Annotated in this window: 13 protein-coding genes; 5 read left to right on the top strand and 8 right to left on the bottom strand. The window is 33.0% G+C overall.

The features are described 5' to 3' along the window. Positions 1 to 627 precede the first annotated feature (627 nt). The 4 genes from E0F91_RS16440 (at position 628) to E0F91_RS16460 (ending at position 4,652) form a co-directional block, all read left to right on the top strand. On the top strand, positions 628 to 1,035 hold the full coding sequence (locus E0F91_RS16440) for a hypothetical protein (protein WP_132067481.1): 408 nt from the start codon (positions 628 to 630) through the stop codon (positions 1,033 to 1,035). 389 nt (positions 1,036 to 1,424) lie between these two features. After that, positions 1,425 to 2,582 (top strand): hypothetical protein, encoded by a 1,158-nt coding sequence (locus tag E0F91_RS16450; protein ID WP_132067482.1) that lies wholly within the window; start codon positions 1,425 to 1,427, stop codon positions 2,580 to 2,582. A 44-nt stretch (positions 2,583 to 2,626) separates the two neighbouring features. Continuing rightward, a complete protein-coding gene (locus E0F91_RS16455) occupies positions 2,627 to 3,646 on the top strand; it encodes an alpha/beta hydrolase family protein (RefSeq protein WP_132067483.1) in 1,020 nt (339 codons plus the stop codon). 106 nt (positions 3,647 to 3,752) lie between these two features. Beyond that, positions 3,753 to 4,652, top strand: a complete 900-nt coding sequence (locus E0F91_RS16460) for a carboxypeptidase-like regulatory domain-containing protein (RefSeq protein ID WP_132067484.1) — start codon at positions 3,753 to 3,755, stop codon at positions 4,650 to 4,652. 244 nt (positions 4,653 to 4,896) lie between these two features. Here the strand turns inward: E0F91_RS16460 and E0F91_RS16465 are convergent, their stop codons facing one another. The 8 genes from E0F91_RS16465 to E0F91_RS16500 all read right to left on the bottom strand — a co-directional run bounded on the left by E0F91_RS16465 (position 4,897) and on the right by E0F91_RS16500 (position 11,289). Further along, positions 4,897 to 5,745: a DUF3078 domain-containing protein gene (locus E0F91_RS16465; protein WP_132067485.1), complete on the bottom strand. Its 849-nt coding sequence runs from the start codon at positions 5,743 to 5,745 to the stop codon at positions 4,897 to 4,899. Positions 5,746 to 5,795: 50 nt separating this feature from the next. Beyond that, positions 5,796 to 6,311 (bottom strand): DUF2480 family protein, encoded by a 516-nt coding sequence (locus E0F91_RS16470; RefSeq protein WP_132067486.1) that lies wholly within the window; start codon positions 6,309 to 6,311, stop codon positions 5,796 to 5,798. A gap of 9 nt (positions 6,312 to 6,320) precedes the next feature. After that, the gene (locus tag E0F91_RS16475) at positions 6,321 to 8,153 is read right to left on the bottom strand and encodes an ABC transporter ATP-binding protein (RefSeq protein ID WP_132067487.1); all 1,833 of its coding nucleotides are present in this window, start codon (positions 8,151 to 8,153) and stop codon (positions 6,321 to 6,323) included. A 1-nt stretch (position 8,154) separates the two neighbouring features. Then, a complete protein-coding gene (locus E0F91_RS16480) occupies positions 8,155 to 8,478 on the bottom strand; it encodes an SUF system Fe-S cluster assembly protein (protein WP_091258593.1) in 324 nt (107 codons plus the stop codon). 193 nt (positions 8,479 to 8,671) lie between these two features. Beyond that, entirely contained in the window at positions 8,672 to 9,085 is a 414-nt protein-coding gene (locus tag E0F91_RS16485; RefSeq protein WP_132067488.1) for a GxxExxY protein, read from the bottom strand. Positions 9,086 to 9,178: 93 nt separating this feature from the next. Then, entirely contained in the window at positions 9,179 to 9,598 is a 420-nt protein-coding gene (locus E0F91_RS16490) for a SufE family protein (RefSeq protein WP_073355489.1), read from the bottom strand. A gap of 23 nt (positions 9,599 to 9,621) precedes the next feature. Continuing rightward, complete coding sequence (locus E0F91_RS16495) at positions 9,622 to 10,056, bottom strand: hypothetical protein (protein ID WP_132067489.1); 435 nt, start codon at positions 10,054 to 10,056, stop codon at positions 9,622 to 9,624. A gap of 18 nt (positions 10,057 to 10,074) precedes the next feature. Beyond that, the gene (locus E0F91_RS16500) at positions 10,075 to 11,289 is read right to left on the bottom strand and encodes an aminotransferase class V-fold PLP-dependent enzyme (protein WP_132067490.1); all 1,215 of its coding nucleotides are present in this window, start codon (positions 11,287 to 11,289) and stop codon (positions 10,075 to 10,077) included. A gap of 600 nt (positions 11,290 to 11,889) precedes the next feature. On the opposite strand from E0F91_RS16500, the gene E0F91_RS16505 reads away from it, so the two are divergent. Then, a complete protein-coding gene (locus tag E0F91_RS16505; RefSeq protein WP_132067491.1) occupies positions 11,890 to 13,236 on the top strand; it encodes a serine hydrolase domain-containing protein in 1,347 nt (448 codons plus the stop codon).

The following is a 13,236-nucleotide window of genomic DNA, read 5'->3' on the forward strand; positions in this document are numbered from 1 at the left end:
AACTACATCTAATTTTGATTTTGAAATGTCAATACCTACGTAAAATAAATAGTTTTTCATAACTTTGAATTTAGGATAAACAAAAATGTTGAACTTCTTTAGAGCCTTTATTAGACCTTGATGTCTATCATTCTATTTGAAGCAATTCAACGGGATTCAAGGAGAAGACAGAGGACTAATGCGCTAAATAAGTCACAAACTTGGCGGATTTGATAGTTCACCTCTGTTTTCCTTTGAATAAATTTAATGTTTTTTTGTCAAATACAAAGTAAAGGCAGTTTTGCAAACTGTGCCCACAACAGTGAACATATAATTAAAAAGCATAAATTCCCTATTGTCAAGTGCATCTAGTCTTCTTACATTGAAAGACAAATCGCAGCGTTTTAACACGGATAATTAAAACGGGAATTAGAGATTATGTAAACAGCAGTTATAGGAACTATGAAGAAGACAATACTGTTTTTTGTAGTGTAAATGCTGAACCTTTGTGGTAATCTTTTTATATAAGCCGCGTTGTAAACGCTTTATTTAGTTCACATTTGTAAGTAGGTACTCGTCACAGACGAGCACCAGAGGAGGGTAAGTTTTGCCAAAAAACGGGAATTGATAATTATTAAAAAACGAAGTGTGAAAAAAGTTTATCATTATATTTTTTATAAATTATATAGACATATGCTAACAACCCCAAATTCTGATTTAGCATTAAACGGTGCAGTAATTTACTTGTGTATAGGTTTATTTATTAATTCAATAACAATTGATTTATTACTGAATAAATTTTTTAAATTGCATACTATGTCGGGTAATTTGTTTATCATTATTTACATTTCATATGGTGTTGTAATTTATTATGTAAATTATTGGTATTTTGGGAAAGATAATTTATATCTTAAAATTGAAGAAAGATTCATTAATGAAAGTAAACAACAAAAAGTATTAGGTAATATGTTTGTTTTTGTTTTTGTTGTTGGTTCGGTCATTTTCTTAATGTTAACTGGCTTTTTCGTAAATAAGTTTTTTGGAGGATTTAAATAAAAAAGAAAGCCCAAATGGCATAGATTTACGGTTACCGTTAGCGCAGGTACTTACCTATGTGCTTAAAGTAGTACCCTCTGGCACTCGTTTGTCCACGTTATCTGGTACTCGTCTGTGACTAGTGCCTACTTAAATTGAAAGACAAATCGTAGCGTTTGCAACGCGGATAGTTAAAACGAGAATCAGAGATTATGTAAACAGCAGTTATAGGAACTATGAAGAAGAAAATACTGTTTTTTGTAGTGTAAATGCTGAACCATTGTGGTAATCTTTCTCAAAAAAAATTATCTTATTGGAAAACATGCGGATCCGTAGTTCGCAACCTTGCCAAGCGTCAAAAAGTCATCTGCAATACTTATTGAAAATCATGATTTAAATTACATTTATAAATGAAAAATATCTTCCCCTTTATTTTTATACTTATCAATACAGCTGCATATTCACAAACTATCATTCCAGATATTTCTGCAAGAGTAGATACATCTAAAACTGTTATTAAAAGTGTTTATCACTTATACAAAAATTACATAAACTCTAAACCTGACAGTATATACAAAAATCCTTATTGGAATGATAAAGAAGCGGATCAACTTTTAAAGAGTAAAATCTTTAAAATTGACAGAAGTGCAAATCAAATGTATAATTACTATAATTCTGTCCAATATCTAAGTTATTACACTCCAAAAATTTTACAAATTGATAGTATTGCTTCCAATAGGTACCAAATTAAAACACTCTTTGCACATGACTGTGCCGAAAAAGAATATAAAAATTCTACACCTGATTTTATTACAAAACTGTATGCAGTTAAAAATGAAAATGAAGAATTTAAATTAGAAAATGTAATTTCTTATGATACTAAAAATTGGAAAAAGTATAAAGCTAAATTCATTACATATATAGTACACCCGAATTGTAGTTTTGACAAAAAGGAAGCTGTAAAAGCAGTGAGGTTTTGTGAAAAAATCGCTAATCAATTTAATCTCAAAATCGAACCATTTACATATTATATATTACCAAACTCAGACGAAATGGGAAAATTGTATAATTTTGAGTATTGGTTATCCTATTTAGGCGGCCAAGCACTTATTCCTTACAAAGAGATTTTTACAACCTATGGTAATGCAAGTTATCCTCACGAATTTGTTCACATGCTTTTTCCACTCCCAAAAGATAATTCTTTGTATTGTCCAATGATAATAAATGAAGGACTTGCTACTTGGTTAGCTGGTCCAAGTTTCAATGAATCATTTGAAGATTCACTAAAACAAACTTCAAAAACATTTCAAAAACAAAAGGGAATTTCTTTAGATGATATAATGACATTTAAATTCAGGAATGATTTTGACAATTCAATTCTTTATGTCACAGGAGGTGTAATTTGTAAATTAGTTTATGAAAAACATGGTGAAAAAGGTATTTGGGAATTATATAATTCAACGAAAGATAACTTCAATGTTACTCTAGAGAAACTTTTTGAAAAGCCTTTTGACGATGTTGAAAAAATGATAATAAAATATATTACAGATTACGATAACGCAAAGTGATATTTAAGGCGATTACAATTAAAACGACAATACATTGAACTTATATGAAAAGCATCAATACAATAATCTTCCTATGTTTAGTTCAAATAATTTTTGGACAGAATCCAAACATAATTAACAATCAAGCAATCCAATTTAGTTTAAAACAGAAAAACGATACGATTGATTTTATAGTAGTTGATACAACATTAGACAAAGTAAAACCTGTTTTTATATTTTGTCAAGGCTCTTTACCATTGCCATTATTTGTAAAACCTGAAAAAGAAAAAACATGGATGATTGGTGGTGGAATTACCAATTTTGATCTTGATGAAATCAAAAAAAATTATCATTTAATTGTAATTTCAATGCCAAAAACACCTGTAATTGTCGATCAAAAAAATCTAAATGAATCGTATTGCTATATCCCAAACGCTGAAAAACCAAATGAATTTGATGCGGATTATGTCAAGTCTGATTATTTAGAAAATTATGAAAATAGAGCAAAAGCAGTCTTAAAATTCTTGCGAAAACAAAAATGGGTAGACAATTCCAAATTAATAGTAGCAGGGCATTCACAAGGTTCAAAAGTGGCCACTTTAATAGCTTTAAATAATAAAAAAGTCACTAATTTAGGTTTATTTGGTGCCAATCCATTTGGTAGAATTGACCAAAATATTCGAAATTACAGAAAAAGTGCAGAAAGTAAACAAATGACCTGGGAGGAAGCGGATGAACGTATAGAAAACACCTATAAAATGTTGAAAGATTCTTATGATGAAAAAATATTAAAGGAGAATCCAGATTTATTAGCTTGGAAATCATTTTCAAGACCATTGATAAATGATTGGTTGAAAATCAAAATTCCAACCTATTTAGCTTATGGAACGAATGATATTGCTTCTGATTTATGCGATTTAGTACCTTTATTTTACATTCAAAATTCAAAAACAAATCTGACTTATAAACGATATCTAAATTTAGAACATAATTTTTTTGAAGTAAAAGAGAATGGAAGAGCGGATTATGAAAAAGAACATTGGCAAGAAGTAATGAACGAATTTATTAAATGGACTTTAAAATAACAATCTCTACTTGCGCTCGTTTTTCAATTAGAGCGTGGATAAAGTGAACAATAAATAATAGTATTTTCGGAGTTGCGCATCTCGCTAAAATAAAATTAATTCAGAAATGAAATTAGGAATAAAAGTAAAATTTATTGTTTGTACAGCAATGATTGCCTTTAACACAATGAGTCACTCTCAGGTCATAAAAGGTAAAGTCATAGATAGCCTAACAAAAAAACCTATAGAACTAGCTAATATAACATTTGTAAAAAAAGATTTGGGGGTAAATTCAGATAAAGATGGAATATTCAAAATCAAAGTAAAGGATGCACTTGATGAATTGCAAATTTCATCAGTTGGGTACAACAAAAAAACTTTAAGTTTATTACCCTTTAATGAAAGCAAAGTTTATAACATAGAAATTGAATTAAGTCCAAAAATTGAGAAACTTGAGGGAGTAATAATTTCAAATAAAAAGAAAAATTACAGCAGTATAAAAACATTTGGACTAATTAAAAAACTAAAAGTTAGAAGTGGCTTTCCATTTGGTTACGAATTTTGTAATTATATCAAAAATCCAACGCATAAAAAGGGTAAAATAAAAAGTATAATTTTAAGCTTGAATGAAAAAAAAGAAGCTGACTTTTTGGCAACATACAACATAAAGTTTTACGAATACGATAGTATAAATAAACAACCAGGAGAAGAGTTATATTTTGAAAATTTAATTGTAGCACCCCAAAATAAAACATACCGGTTAAAAATTGATGTAGAATCCCTTAAAATTAAATTACCACAATCAGGCATTTGTGTTGGTGTAGAAATCGTGAATACTAAATACAATCAAGAAATCAGTTCCATGTCTAAAATCGCGCCAAGTATAAACTTTACTCATACGAAAATGGAGATCTTAACTTGGACAAGATTTAGAAGTAAAAGGTGGATTGTAGGCACACATAAATCACAAGTAAAGGATGCTTTTGTAAATGCAATGATCAATATTGAAGTACAACTTGAAAAATAACTTTTTAACAGATTGATCGAATTTGCAACCCCGAACTCGCTGATATGTGTAGTCGTTAGCGCAGTTTTGCAAACTGTGCCCACAACAGTGAACATATAATTAAAAAGCATAAATTCCCTATTGTCAAGTGCATCTAGTCTTCTTACATTGAAACACAAATTGCAGCGTTTTCAATGCGAACAACCACAAAAAAATCCCTTTTGAAACCATTTTCAAAAGGGATTTTCTCTAAAATAGTATTGGGTTAAAACCCGTAATTAACACCCAATCCAAAAACCTCTCGTACTTGAACAGCTTTTATAGAATTGTCATCATAAATGGCCTGTACGGCTACATTGGCCGACAAGTATTTGTTGATTTTCATAATCACATTCATCTGGTAATCGATATCCACGTTTTGTGGATTGTTTAGATAATTCGAATATAAATTCAATCGGTTTTCTACAGATACGTTCGTCATGATATTGAATTTGTAATAGGCTGTAATACTGGCTCCAAATTCAAATCTTGTGGAATCGCCTTGCAAGACCCCAAAAGAAGGACCAAATTCTGTAAAATGAGGGTGAACGATAATTAGTTTTGCTGTCGCAGGAGAAAAATTGACACTTAAGTTATCATTTTTTTTCCAAAGCATTCCTGGTCCCAACTGGAAATAAGCAGGGGAGAAAAAATGTGAAATGAGCGACATATTATTATCGAAACCGGTATCCATTTGGGTTTTGAAATTAAAAAACATCGAATAGTACCATTGTCCGTTGGCTTTCTTTCCATAAAGAGAGTTCAACTCCACTCGATCATCCGTTTTTGCGATTTGATCATCTCCTTTAATTTTGGTTAAACCGTAGGCTAAAATCAGTTTATTATCCCAAACCACGTCTTCTTTTTTATAATTGAAGTCATAATTCAGTCCAAAATTCCCTGCCACATTAGAGGTTCCGCCACCCAACCATTGCTTGTTGTAAGCGGATTGATTGAAGAGCAGTGAGATGTTTCCTTTTTTGGTCCAATGTTTTACCGTATCAGTAGCCGTTTCTTGTGCAGCAACAGAAAGTAGGGTAAAAAGAAATACGAAAGAAAAAGCTGTTTTTTTCATGACTTTGCATTTTAATATCTACCGCTAAAGTATACAATAATTGCAATAAATTAGTCTTTCTTTGGTGCTTTGTATAAGGGCACTGCGGAACACGCTTCGCCATACATTATGCTGCGGGCGAAAGGTTGTAAATAATGCGCAGCGAGAACATAAGCCCGCATGGGAACTGGTTTTCTAGAGCATCCTTTTATAATAACAGGCTTGTTATTATATATAGAATAGTCCATTTTTGGCAACAATTCTTCATAAAGGGAAGCGTCTAAATCTTCAATCGTTCCGTTGATTATTTTCTTTGCAAATGGCGCTAATTGAATTGCAACTAAAATGGATGCCCAAGCCGGGACAATCGCATCGGTGCTGCAATGAATCGACACATATTGATCTTGATATTGGGACCAATCATGATTTTTCAATTCCGCTCTAAAGTCTTTTTCTCGCAGTAAAAAGCCTTCCAAAAGCCATTGCGAAATATCGATTTGAGCCCGAATTCCGCTTGGATAATAATCCTCGAGATCAAAAACTTCCAAAACACTATTGGCTACTTTATTTACAATTTCATCTTCCATACTTTTATTTTATAGATAGCCTTCAGCCTGCAGTGTAAACAGTTGGGCATATAATTGATTATTCTCCATTAATTCCTGATGCGTTCCTGACTCTAAGATCTTACCTTCTTGTAGGACCACAATGCGATCGGCCTGTCTCACGGTGCTAAATCGATGAGAGATGATTACACTAGTTTTGTCCTTAATTAATCCTATAAACCGTTCAAAAACTTCGCTTTCGGCTTTGGCATCTAGCGCCGATGTGGGCTCGTCTAGAATCATAACTTCAGCGTTTTTCATGTAAGCCCTTGCCAATGCAATTTTTTGCCACTGTCCGCCGGAAAGCTCTTGGCCTTTAGCAAATCGTTTTCCCAGTTGTTGCTCGTAACCATACTTTAATTCAGCAACAACTTCATCGGCTAGACTTAATTCAGCCGCTTTCAAAATGCGTTCATTATTGTTAATCTCATCAATTTTTCCGATAGCAATATTTTCTTTTACGGAAAATTCATATCTGAAAAAATCCTGGAAAAGGACTCCAAAATACTCCTGATAATTGGCCTTATTGTATTGGTTGATATTGATGCCGTCAAGCAAAATTTCACCTGATGTAGGCTCGTAAAATCGAAGCAGTAATTTGGTAAGTGTCGTTTTTCCTGCACCATTTTGCCCAACAAATGCTATTTTTTCTCCTGCTTTGATGGTAAAACTTACATCGTTTAATATTTGATTATCACTTTCAGGATAAGCAAAGTAAACGTTTTTGAATTCAAATCCGATTTTGATTTTTTCTGGCATCGGAACCTCGTTTTTACTTTTATATTCTGTTGAAATGTCTATAAAATCAAAATAATCTTTGAGATACAAAGCACTCTCTGATATTCGTGTAAATTTCGAAAAAAAATCGCGCAGACTACTCATTAATCGATTGAAACTCCCAGATAAAAAAGTTAATTCCCCCAATGAAATTCCGCCCGAAAGCACTCTGTAAATTATAAAAACATAAGCGGCATAATAACTGATCGATCCTAAAACATTAAATAAGAACCCATAACTGGAACGTTTTACAACAAGCGATTTATTTAATTTGAAATAGCGCGTGGCAAGGGTTTCAAATCTTTCCACCAGAAAACTAGTTAAACCAAAAAGCTTAATTTCCTTTGCCGTTTTGTCATTAGCACCAATAAACCTAAGGTAATCCAATTCTCTTCTTTCGGAAGTCCAGCTTCGGGCCAGCGAATATTGTTGTTGACTGAAACGGACTTCATTTATAAAAGAGGGAAAAATGCTTAAAACTAATAAGATAATTAAATAAGGCTCAAAATAAATCAGTCCCACCACCAATGAAAATATAGAAATAGTAGTTTGAGCCTGACCTAACACATTCGACATTAAATCGACACGGCCTGCTGTTTGCGTTCGTGCTCGGTCAAGCTTGTCGTAAAATTCAGAATTTTCAAGTAAACTTATATCAATTTCATTGGTCTTTTTAATGATTTTAATCGAACTATTGATATTGTACTGATCTCCAAGAATTCCATCCGTAAGTGAGATTGCACGACCAACCAAATCCGATAATACTACCAGAATGAATTCAATTACTACTGATTGCCAAAGTTCAGAATAGTCCTTTTCTCCATGTGTTGTAATTTGGATGATAGCATCAAAAATAAGTTTTCCAACCCATAAAATCGCAACCGGTAACAAAGCCGCAACGATTCTGCACAAAGCAGATGTCAAGAATAACGATTTGTTAGTTCGCCAAATTTCTTTGAAAAACCGGGGTATTAAGAAAAGCGAATCAAGAGACGATTTTAATCCAATTTTTTGATCGTTTAACGATTTGGGTTGACTGCGTGCCATTTTATAGCATTCCCAATTCTAATTTTGCTTCTTCGCTCATTAAATCTTTACTCCAAGGTGGATCAAAAGTGATCTCTACTTCAGCATCTTTTACATGCTCAATTGATTTTACTTTATCTTCTACTTCTCTTGGTAAACTTTCAGCAACTGGGCAGTTTGGGGAAGTAAGCGTCATTAGGATTTTTACTTCATAATCAGTGTTGACCATGACGTCATAAATCAGTCCTAATTCGTAAATATCAACAGGAATCTCTGGATCGTAAATGGTCTTTAATATTTTTACAATTGATTCTCCTAACTCGGTGGTGTCTATTTCTTGTTCCATTTTTTTCTATTTATTTTGTGATTTTTTTATTAACATATAAGTCATATAAGTTTTCTTTTAAGTAAAAGGAAAGTGAATTTAAGTTTTTATAAATTATTGACTTGTATGACTCCTATGTTTAAATCGTTTTTTCTATTAAAGTTTTTTATTCAGTGTTTGCAAATTTTTGACTTATGTGTTTAAATCATTTTTTCTATTCATCTAGTTTACGATAAAACTCGTTTACCAAAGTTTTTTGGCCTTCAAAGAAAATATTTTTTACATTAAAGTTAATTAACAAACCTATAGGTGCGTTTAATAAATTCATATAAGTAAGTAATTGCGCTTCAAAAATAGGGTTTGTTTCGTTTACCGATTTTAATTCAACTACGAGAGTATTTTCTATAAATAAATCACATCTTAATTTAGATTCTAATTCATGTCCTTTATATTTTAAAGGGACCAGTAATTCAGAAGAATAATTTATTTTCCGTAATTCTAATTCTTTTTTTAGGCATTGGTGATAAACACATTCCAATAGACCAGGACCTATACTTTTATGAACTTCAATTGCTGCTCCATTAACCTGATACACTAAATCCTTAAGATAACTTCTCGTTATGTTCATTATTGTCAAGTTTAGATTATACTAGGTTAGTGTGTGTTTATCATAATTAAAAAACTTATATGACTTATATGTTTAAAACAATTAGTTCATAAATTAATTCTTCGCATTAAACGCCAGAGCATACATTTTTATGTTTTTGATCATCGATACTAAACCGTTGGCACGTGTAGGTGACAAATGTTCTTTCAACCCTATTTCATCAATAAAACCCAGATCAGCTTCCAGAATATCAGACGCTTTTTGATTGGAGAAAGTCCGAATCAATATCGCAATAATTCCTTTGGTCAAGATGGCATCACTATCAGCGGTGAAAACAATTTTATCGTCTGTTTGCTCCCCTTGTAGCCACACTTTCGATTGACAGCCTTTGATGATATTATTTTCGGTTTTGTATTCTTCTTTGATTAGCGGCAGTTTTTTTCCTAATTCGATGATGTATTCATACCGTTCCATCCAGTCGTCAAACATGGAGAACTCATCAACGATTTCGTCTTGTATTTCTTTAATTTTCATAATTAGCTGATTTTGTTTCCGTGTTACTCTTTTTTAACAAATGAATTTATCTTAGCAACGAATTTCTTTATTTCCTTTGGCGGAAAGCCATGATCAAAATCTGTTGTTTCATAGATTTTGTCTTTATAATTGATTTTTAAGTTGGCGATAGCCGCACCATCATGAAAACGCTTTTCAGTTGGTGCTTTCAGTTCGGATAACCGATCTAACTCTAACTCTTTGAAACAAGCCACAACTTCTTTCCAGTCGGCATCACTAATTTTTATGGGTGCCGCTTTATCATTTCCATCTCTGTCTTTAGAAACAGTGATTGTCTGATTTTCTAGGGTGATTTTCTGGTAAAACCCTCTGGTATTGGCAGTATATTCAATTACGGCATTTTCCATATCTTGCGCGTTGGCACTATCGCAGCCGTTGCCTAAAAATAAGGTCAGGAACAAAATAGATAGTATTTTCATAGCAATGTAATTTTAATTTTATGACAACATGAGTTGTGCTCTCTTGACTGCTGCAACCATCAAATCAATTTCTTCTTTGGTATTGTAAAAAGCAAATGATGCTCTAATTGTACCTGGAATATTGAAAAAAGTCATGATGGGTTGGGCACAATGATGGCCGGTGCGCACTGCAATCCCTAATTTGTCAATTATTGTACCAATATCATACGGATGGATGCCTTCAATATTAAACGAGATTACCGAAGTTTTTGCTGCTGCTGTGCCAAAAATCTTCAACCCTTCAATTTCTAATAAGCGTTGCGTTCCATACTCCAACAATTCTTTCTCTTGTTGTTGAATGTTGTCAAAGCCTACTTCGTTCATATAATCAACGGCAGTTCCTAGTGCAATTCCGCCAGCAATATTTGGTGTCCCTGCTTCAAATTTATGCGGCAGTTCCGCATACGTTGTTTTTTCAAAACTCACTTCCTTGATCATTTCGCCACCACCTTGATACGGCGGTAATTTATTTAACCAAGCTTCTTTTCCGTATAAAATTCCGGTACCTGTTGGACCACACAATTTGTGTCCTGAAAAAACATAGAAATCACAATCCAATTCTTGTACATCAGGTTTCATGTGCGGAACGGCTTGCGCTCCATCAATCAAAATCGCAGCGCCAACTTCATGCGCTTTGTCTATCATATATTTGATAGGATTGATGGTTCCCAGCGCATTCGAAATATGATTTACGGTTACGATTTTCGTTTTGTCCGAAAGCAATTTGTCATATTCCGCCATGATCAATTCGCCGTCTTCATTCATTGGAATGACACGTAAAATAGCACCGGTTTTTTCAGCTAACATTTGCCAAGGCACAATATTACTGTGGTGTTCTAATGCCGAAACTAAAATTTCATCACCAGCTTTCAAAATAGAAGCAAAACCATTGGTTACGGCATTAATTCCGTGTGTTGTCCCAGAAGTAAACAGCACTTCATGGGCAAATTTAGCATTAATATGTTTTTGAATTTTTCCACGAGATTCCTCATAAGCATCCGTCGCTAACTGGCTCAAAGTATGCACGCCGCGATGAATATTAGCATTTATTTCTTGGTAATATTTTGATATCGCATCAATTACCACTTGCGGTTTTTGCGTAGTAGCTCCGTTGTCAAAATAAACTAATGGTTTTCCGTTCACTTTTTGAGAAAGTATCGGAAAGTCGGCTCTAATTTTATTAATGTCTAACATGTTTGCTTTTTTATTTTGTAGAAAACGAATAGAGGATTAAAATCCTATTATTTAGAATTTTTCTAAATACAAAAGTAGTGAAAATGGAATTAATTTTTAGCAAACAGTTGTTAATAAAAACCCGTTGGGTGTAATTATTCAAAACGTCATTTCGAGTGTTTTTTTTGTGTAGTAAAACGGAGCAAAACTTCTCGATATGCTCCGCTACTGGAAGTGACGCGTATTGAGAACCGTTTTTAATGAAATTTTTCTTGATCTCGATACATTTTTTTATCCAACAATAGTCGAACTGAAAAAAATTACCATCAAAAACCAATTACACCCAACCGGTTAATAAAAGTTATCAGTCCTAAAGATTAAAAAAATAAAACAGGATTGCAAACCATAATGTTTTGATTAAACAGTATGTTTTTTTAACATGCTCTTTTATGAAGTAAAACCATCAAAAATTACGAAAAATTAAGCAATAACTCTTGTGGAAAGTTAATTAATTAATGGTTTAAATAAAAAATATTTGTCTACAGAAAAAGCCTTTTTCTGTATTCCTTACTGTTTCAAAATGTAGATCTTTTTTATTAAATTGCTCCAAAATAATTCTTTATGAAAAAATTCTTCAAGTTTGTTGCTTTGGCTGTTTTGGTTGGAATCTTTTATGTTGGGTTCACAACCTATCCCAAACTAGATTTAATTTCTGGCTTTTCAGCCAAAAGTATGGCTTCGGGACATTTTATTGATAGTCGTTCACAGGAACTGATTGAAAAAGGAGACAATGATATCGATATGATTGATTTGGCCAAAAACAAAATTGATGCTGCCAAAAAGTTTGCTGTGTCTTCGGTTTATGGATTAAAGGAACGCAAAGCAATTTATCGTGAAGGTTTAGGAGTGACTTTAATCAATGATGATTTTGATGTTTCAAAACCTTATTTGGTTCCCAAAAGAAGTTTACCAAACAACACAACGCCATTTCCATTTGGAAACAAAGAGCCTTTAGATACTATTTTTTCTACTATTGATTATGCCAAATTGAACGCAGCTGTAGCCAATGGTTTCGATAAAAAAGGAGAACTAAATAAAAGAACACGTTCTCTTTTAGTGATTTATAAAGATAAAATTATTGCCGAAAAGTATGATACGGGCTTTGATAAGAACAGTAGAATATTAGGCTGGTCCATGACCAAAAGTATCACTAGCGCACTGTTTGGAGTATTAGAAAAACAAAAAAAATTTGATATTGATGCTCCAGCTCCTATTCCAGAGTGGGCAAACGACAAACGAAAATTGATAACTACAAATGATTTGCTCCACATGAATTCTGGTTTGGAATGGGAGGAGAAATATGACAAAATCTGTGATGCTACCCAAATGCTTTTTCAAGCTGAGGATATGACACGTTCTCAACTAGAAAAAACAGCGGAGTATAAACCTAACATGCATTGGAATTACTCCTCAGGAACAACCAACCTGCTTTCTGGAATTTTGCGAAAGCAGTTCAAAACACATCAGGAATATTTAGATTTTTGGTACACGGATTTGATTGATAAAATTGGAATGAATTCGATGGTAATCGAAACGGATATGGCGGGAAATTACGTAGGTTCCTCCTACGGTTGGGCTACCACGCGCGATTGGGCAAAGTTTGGGTTGTTGTATTTGCACGAAGGCAATTGGAACGGCGAGCAAATTTTCAACGAAGGTTGGGCTAAATACACCGCAACTCCCACGAATACGTCAGAAGGAAGATACGGCGGACACTTTTGGCTTAATGCTGGCGGATATTTTCCCGATGTTCCAAGAGACATGTATTATTGTAGTGGTTTTCAAGGCCAAATGGTTGCGATTATTCCGTCACTTGATTTAGTTATTGTACGAATGGGTTTAAAAGAAAATCCTGAATTTGATTTTAATGGAATGTTGAAAGGGATAATTGAAAGTGTGAAGAAATAA

The organism is Flavobacterium sandaracinum (assembly GCF_004349135.1).
In the GTDB taxonomy this organism is placed as follows: Bacteria; Bacteroidota; Bacteroidia; order Flavobacteriales; family Flavobacteriaceae; genus Flavobacterium; species Flavobacterium sandaracinum.

Coding starts and splice junctions, on each gene's coding strand:
- E0F91_RS16470 (WP_132067486.1), bottom strand. CDS start 6,311: ATGGAAGATGAAATTGTAAATAAAGTAGCCAATAGTGTTTTGGAAGTT.
- E0F91_RS16455 (WP_132067483.1), top strand. CDS start 2,627: ATGAAAAGCATCAATACAATAATCTTCCTATGTTTAGTTCAAATAATT.
- E0F91_RS16475 (WP_132067487.1), bottom strand. CDS start 8,153: ATGGCACGCAGTCAACCCAAATCGTTAAACGATCAAAAAATTGGATTA.
- E0F91_RS16485 (WP_132067488.1), bottom strand. CDS start 9,085: ATGAACATAACGAGAAGTTATCTTAAGGATTTAGTGTATCAGGTTAAT.
- E0F91_RS16500 (WP_132067490.1), bottom strand. CDS start 11,289: ATGTTAGACATTAATAAAATTAGAGCCGACTTTCCGATACTTTCTCAA.
- E0F91_RS16450 (WP_132067482.1), top strand. CDS start 1,425: ATGAAAAATATCTTCCCCTTTATTTTTATACTTATCAATACAGCTGCA.
- E0F91_RS16495 (WP_132067489.1), bottom strand. CDS start 10,056: ATGAAAATACTATCTATTTTGTTCCTGACCTTATTTTTAGGCAACGGC.
- E0F91_RS16480 (WP_091258593.1), bottom strand. CDS start 8,478: ATGGAACAAGAAATAGACACCACCGAGTTAGGAGAATCAATTGTAAAA.
- E0F91_RS16490 (WP_073355489.1), bottom strand. CDS start 9,598: ATGAAAATTAAAGAAATACAAGACGAAATCGTTGATGAGTTCTCCATG.
- E0F91_RS16465 (WP_132067485.1), bottom strand. CDS start 5,745: ATGAAAAAAACAGCTTTTTCTTTCGTATTTCTTTTTACCCTACTTTCT.
- E0F91_RS16460 (WP_132067484.1), top strand. CDS start 3,753: ATGAAATTAGGAATAAAAGTAAAATTTATTGTTTGTACAGCAATGATT.
- E0F91_RS16505 (WP_132067491.1), top strand. CDS start 11,890: ATGAAAAAATTCTTCAAGTTTGTTGCTTTGGCTGTTTTGGTTGGAATC.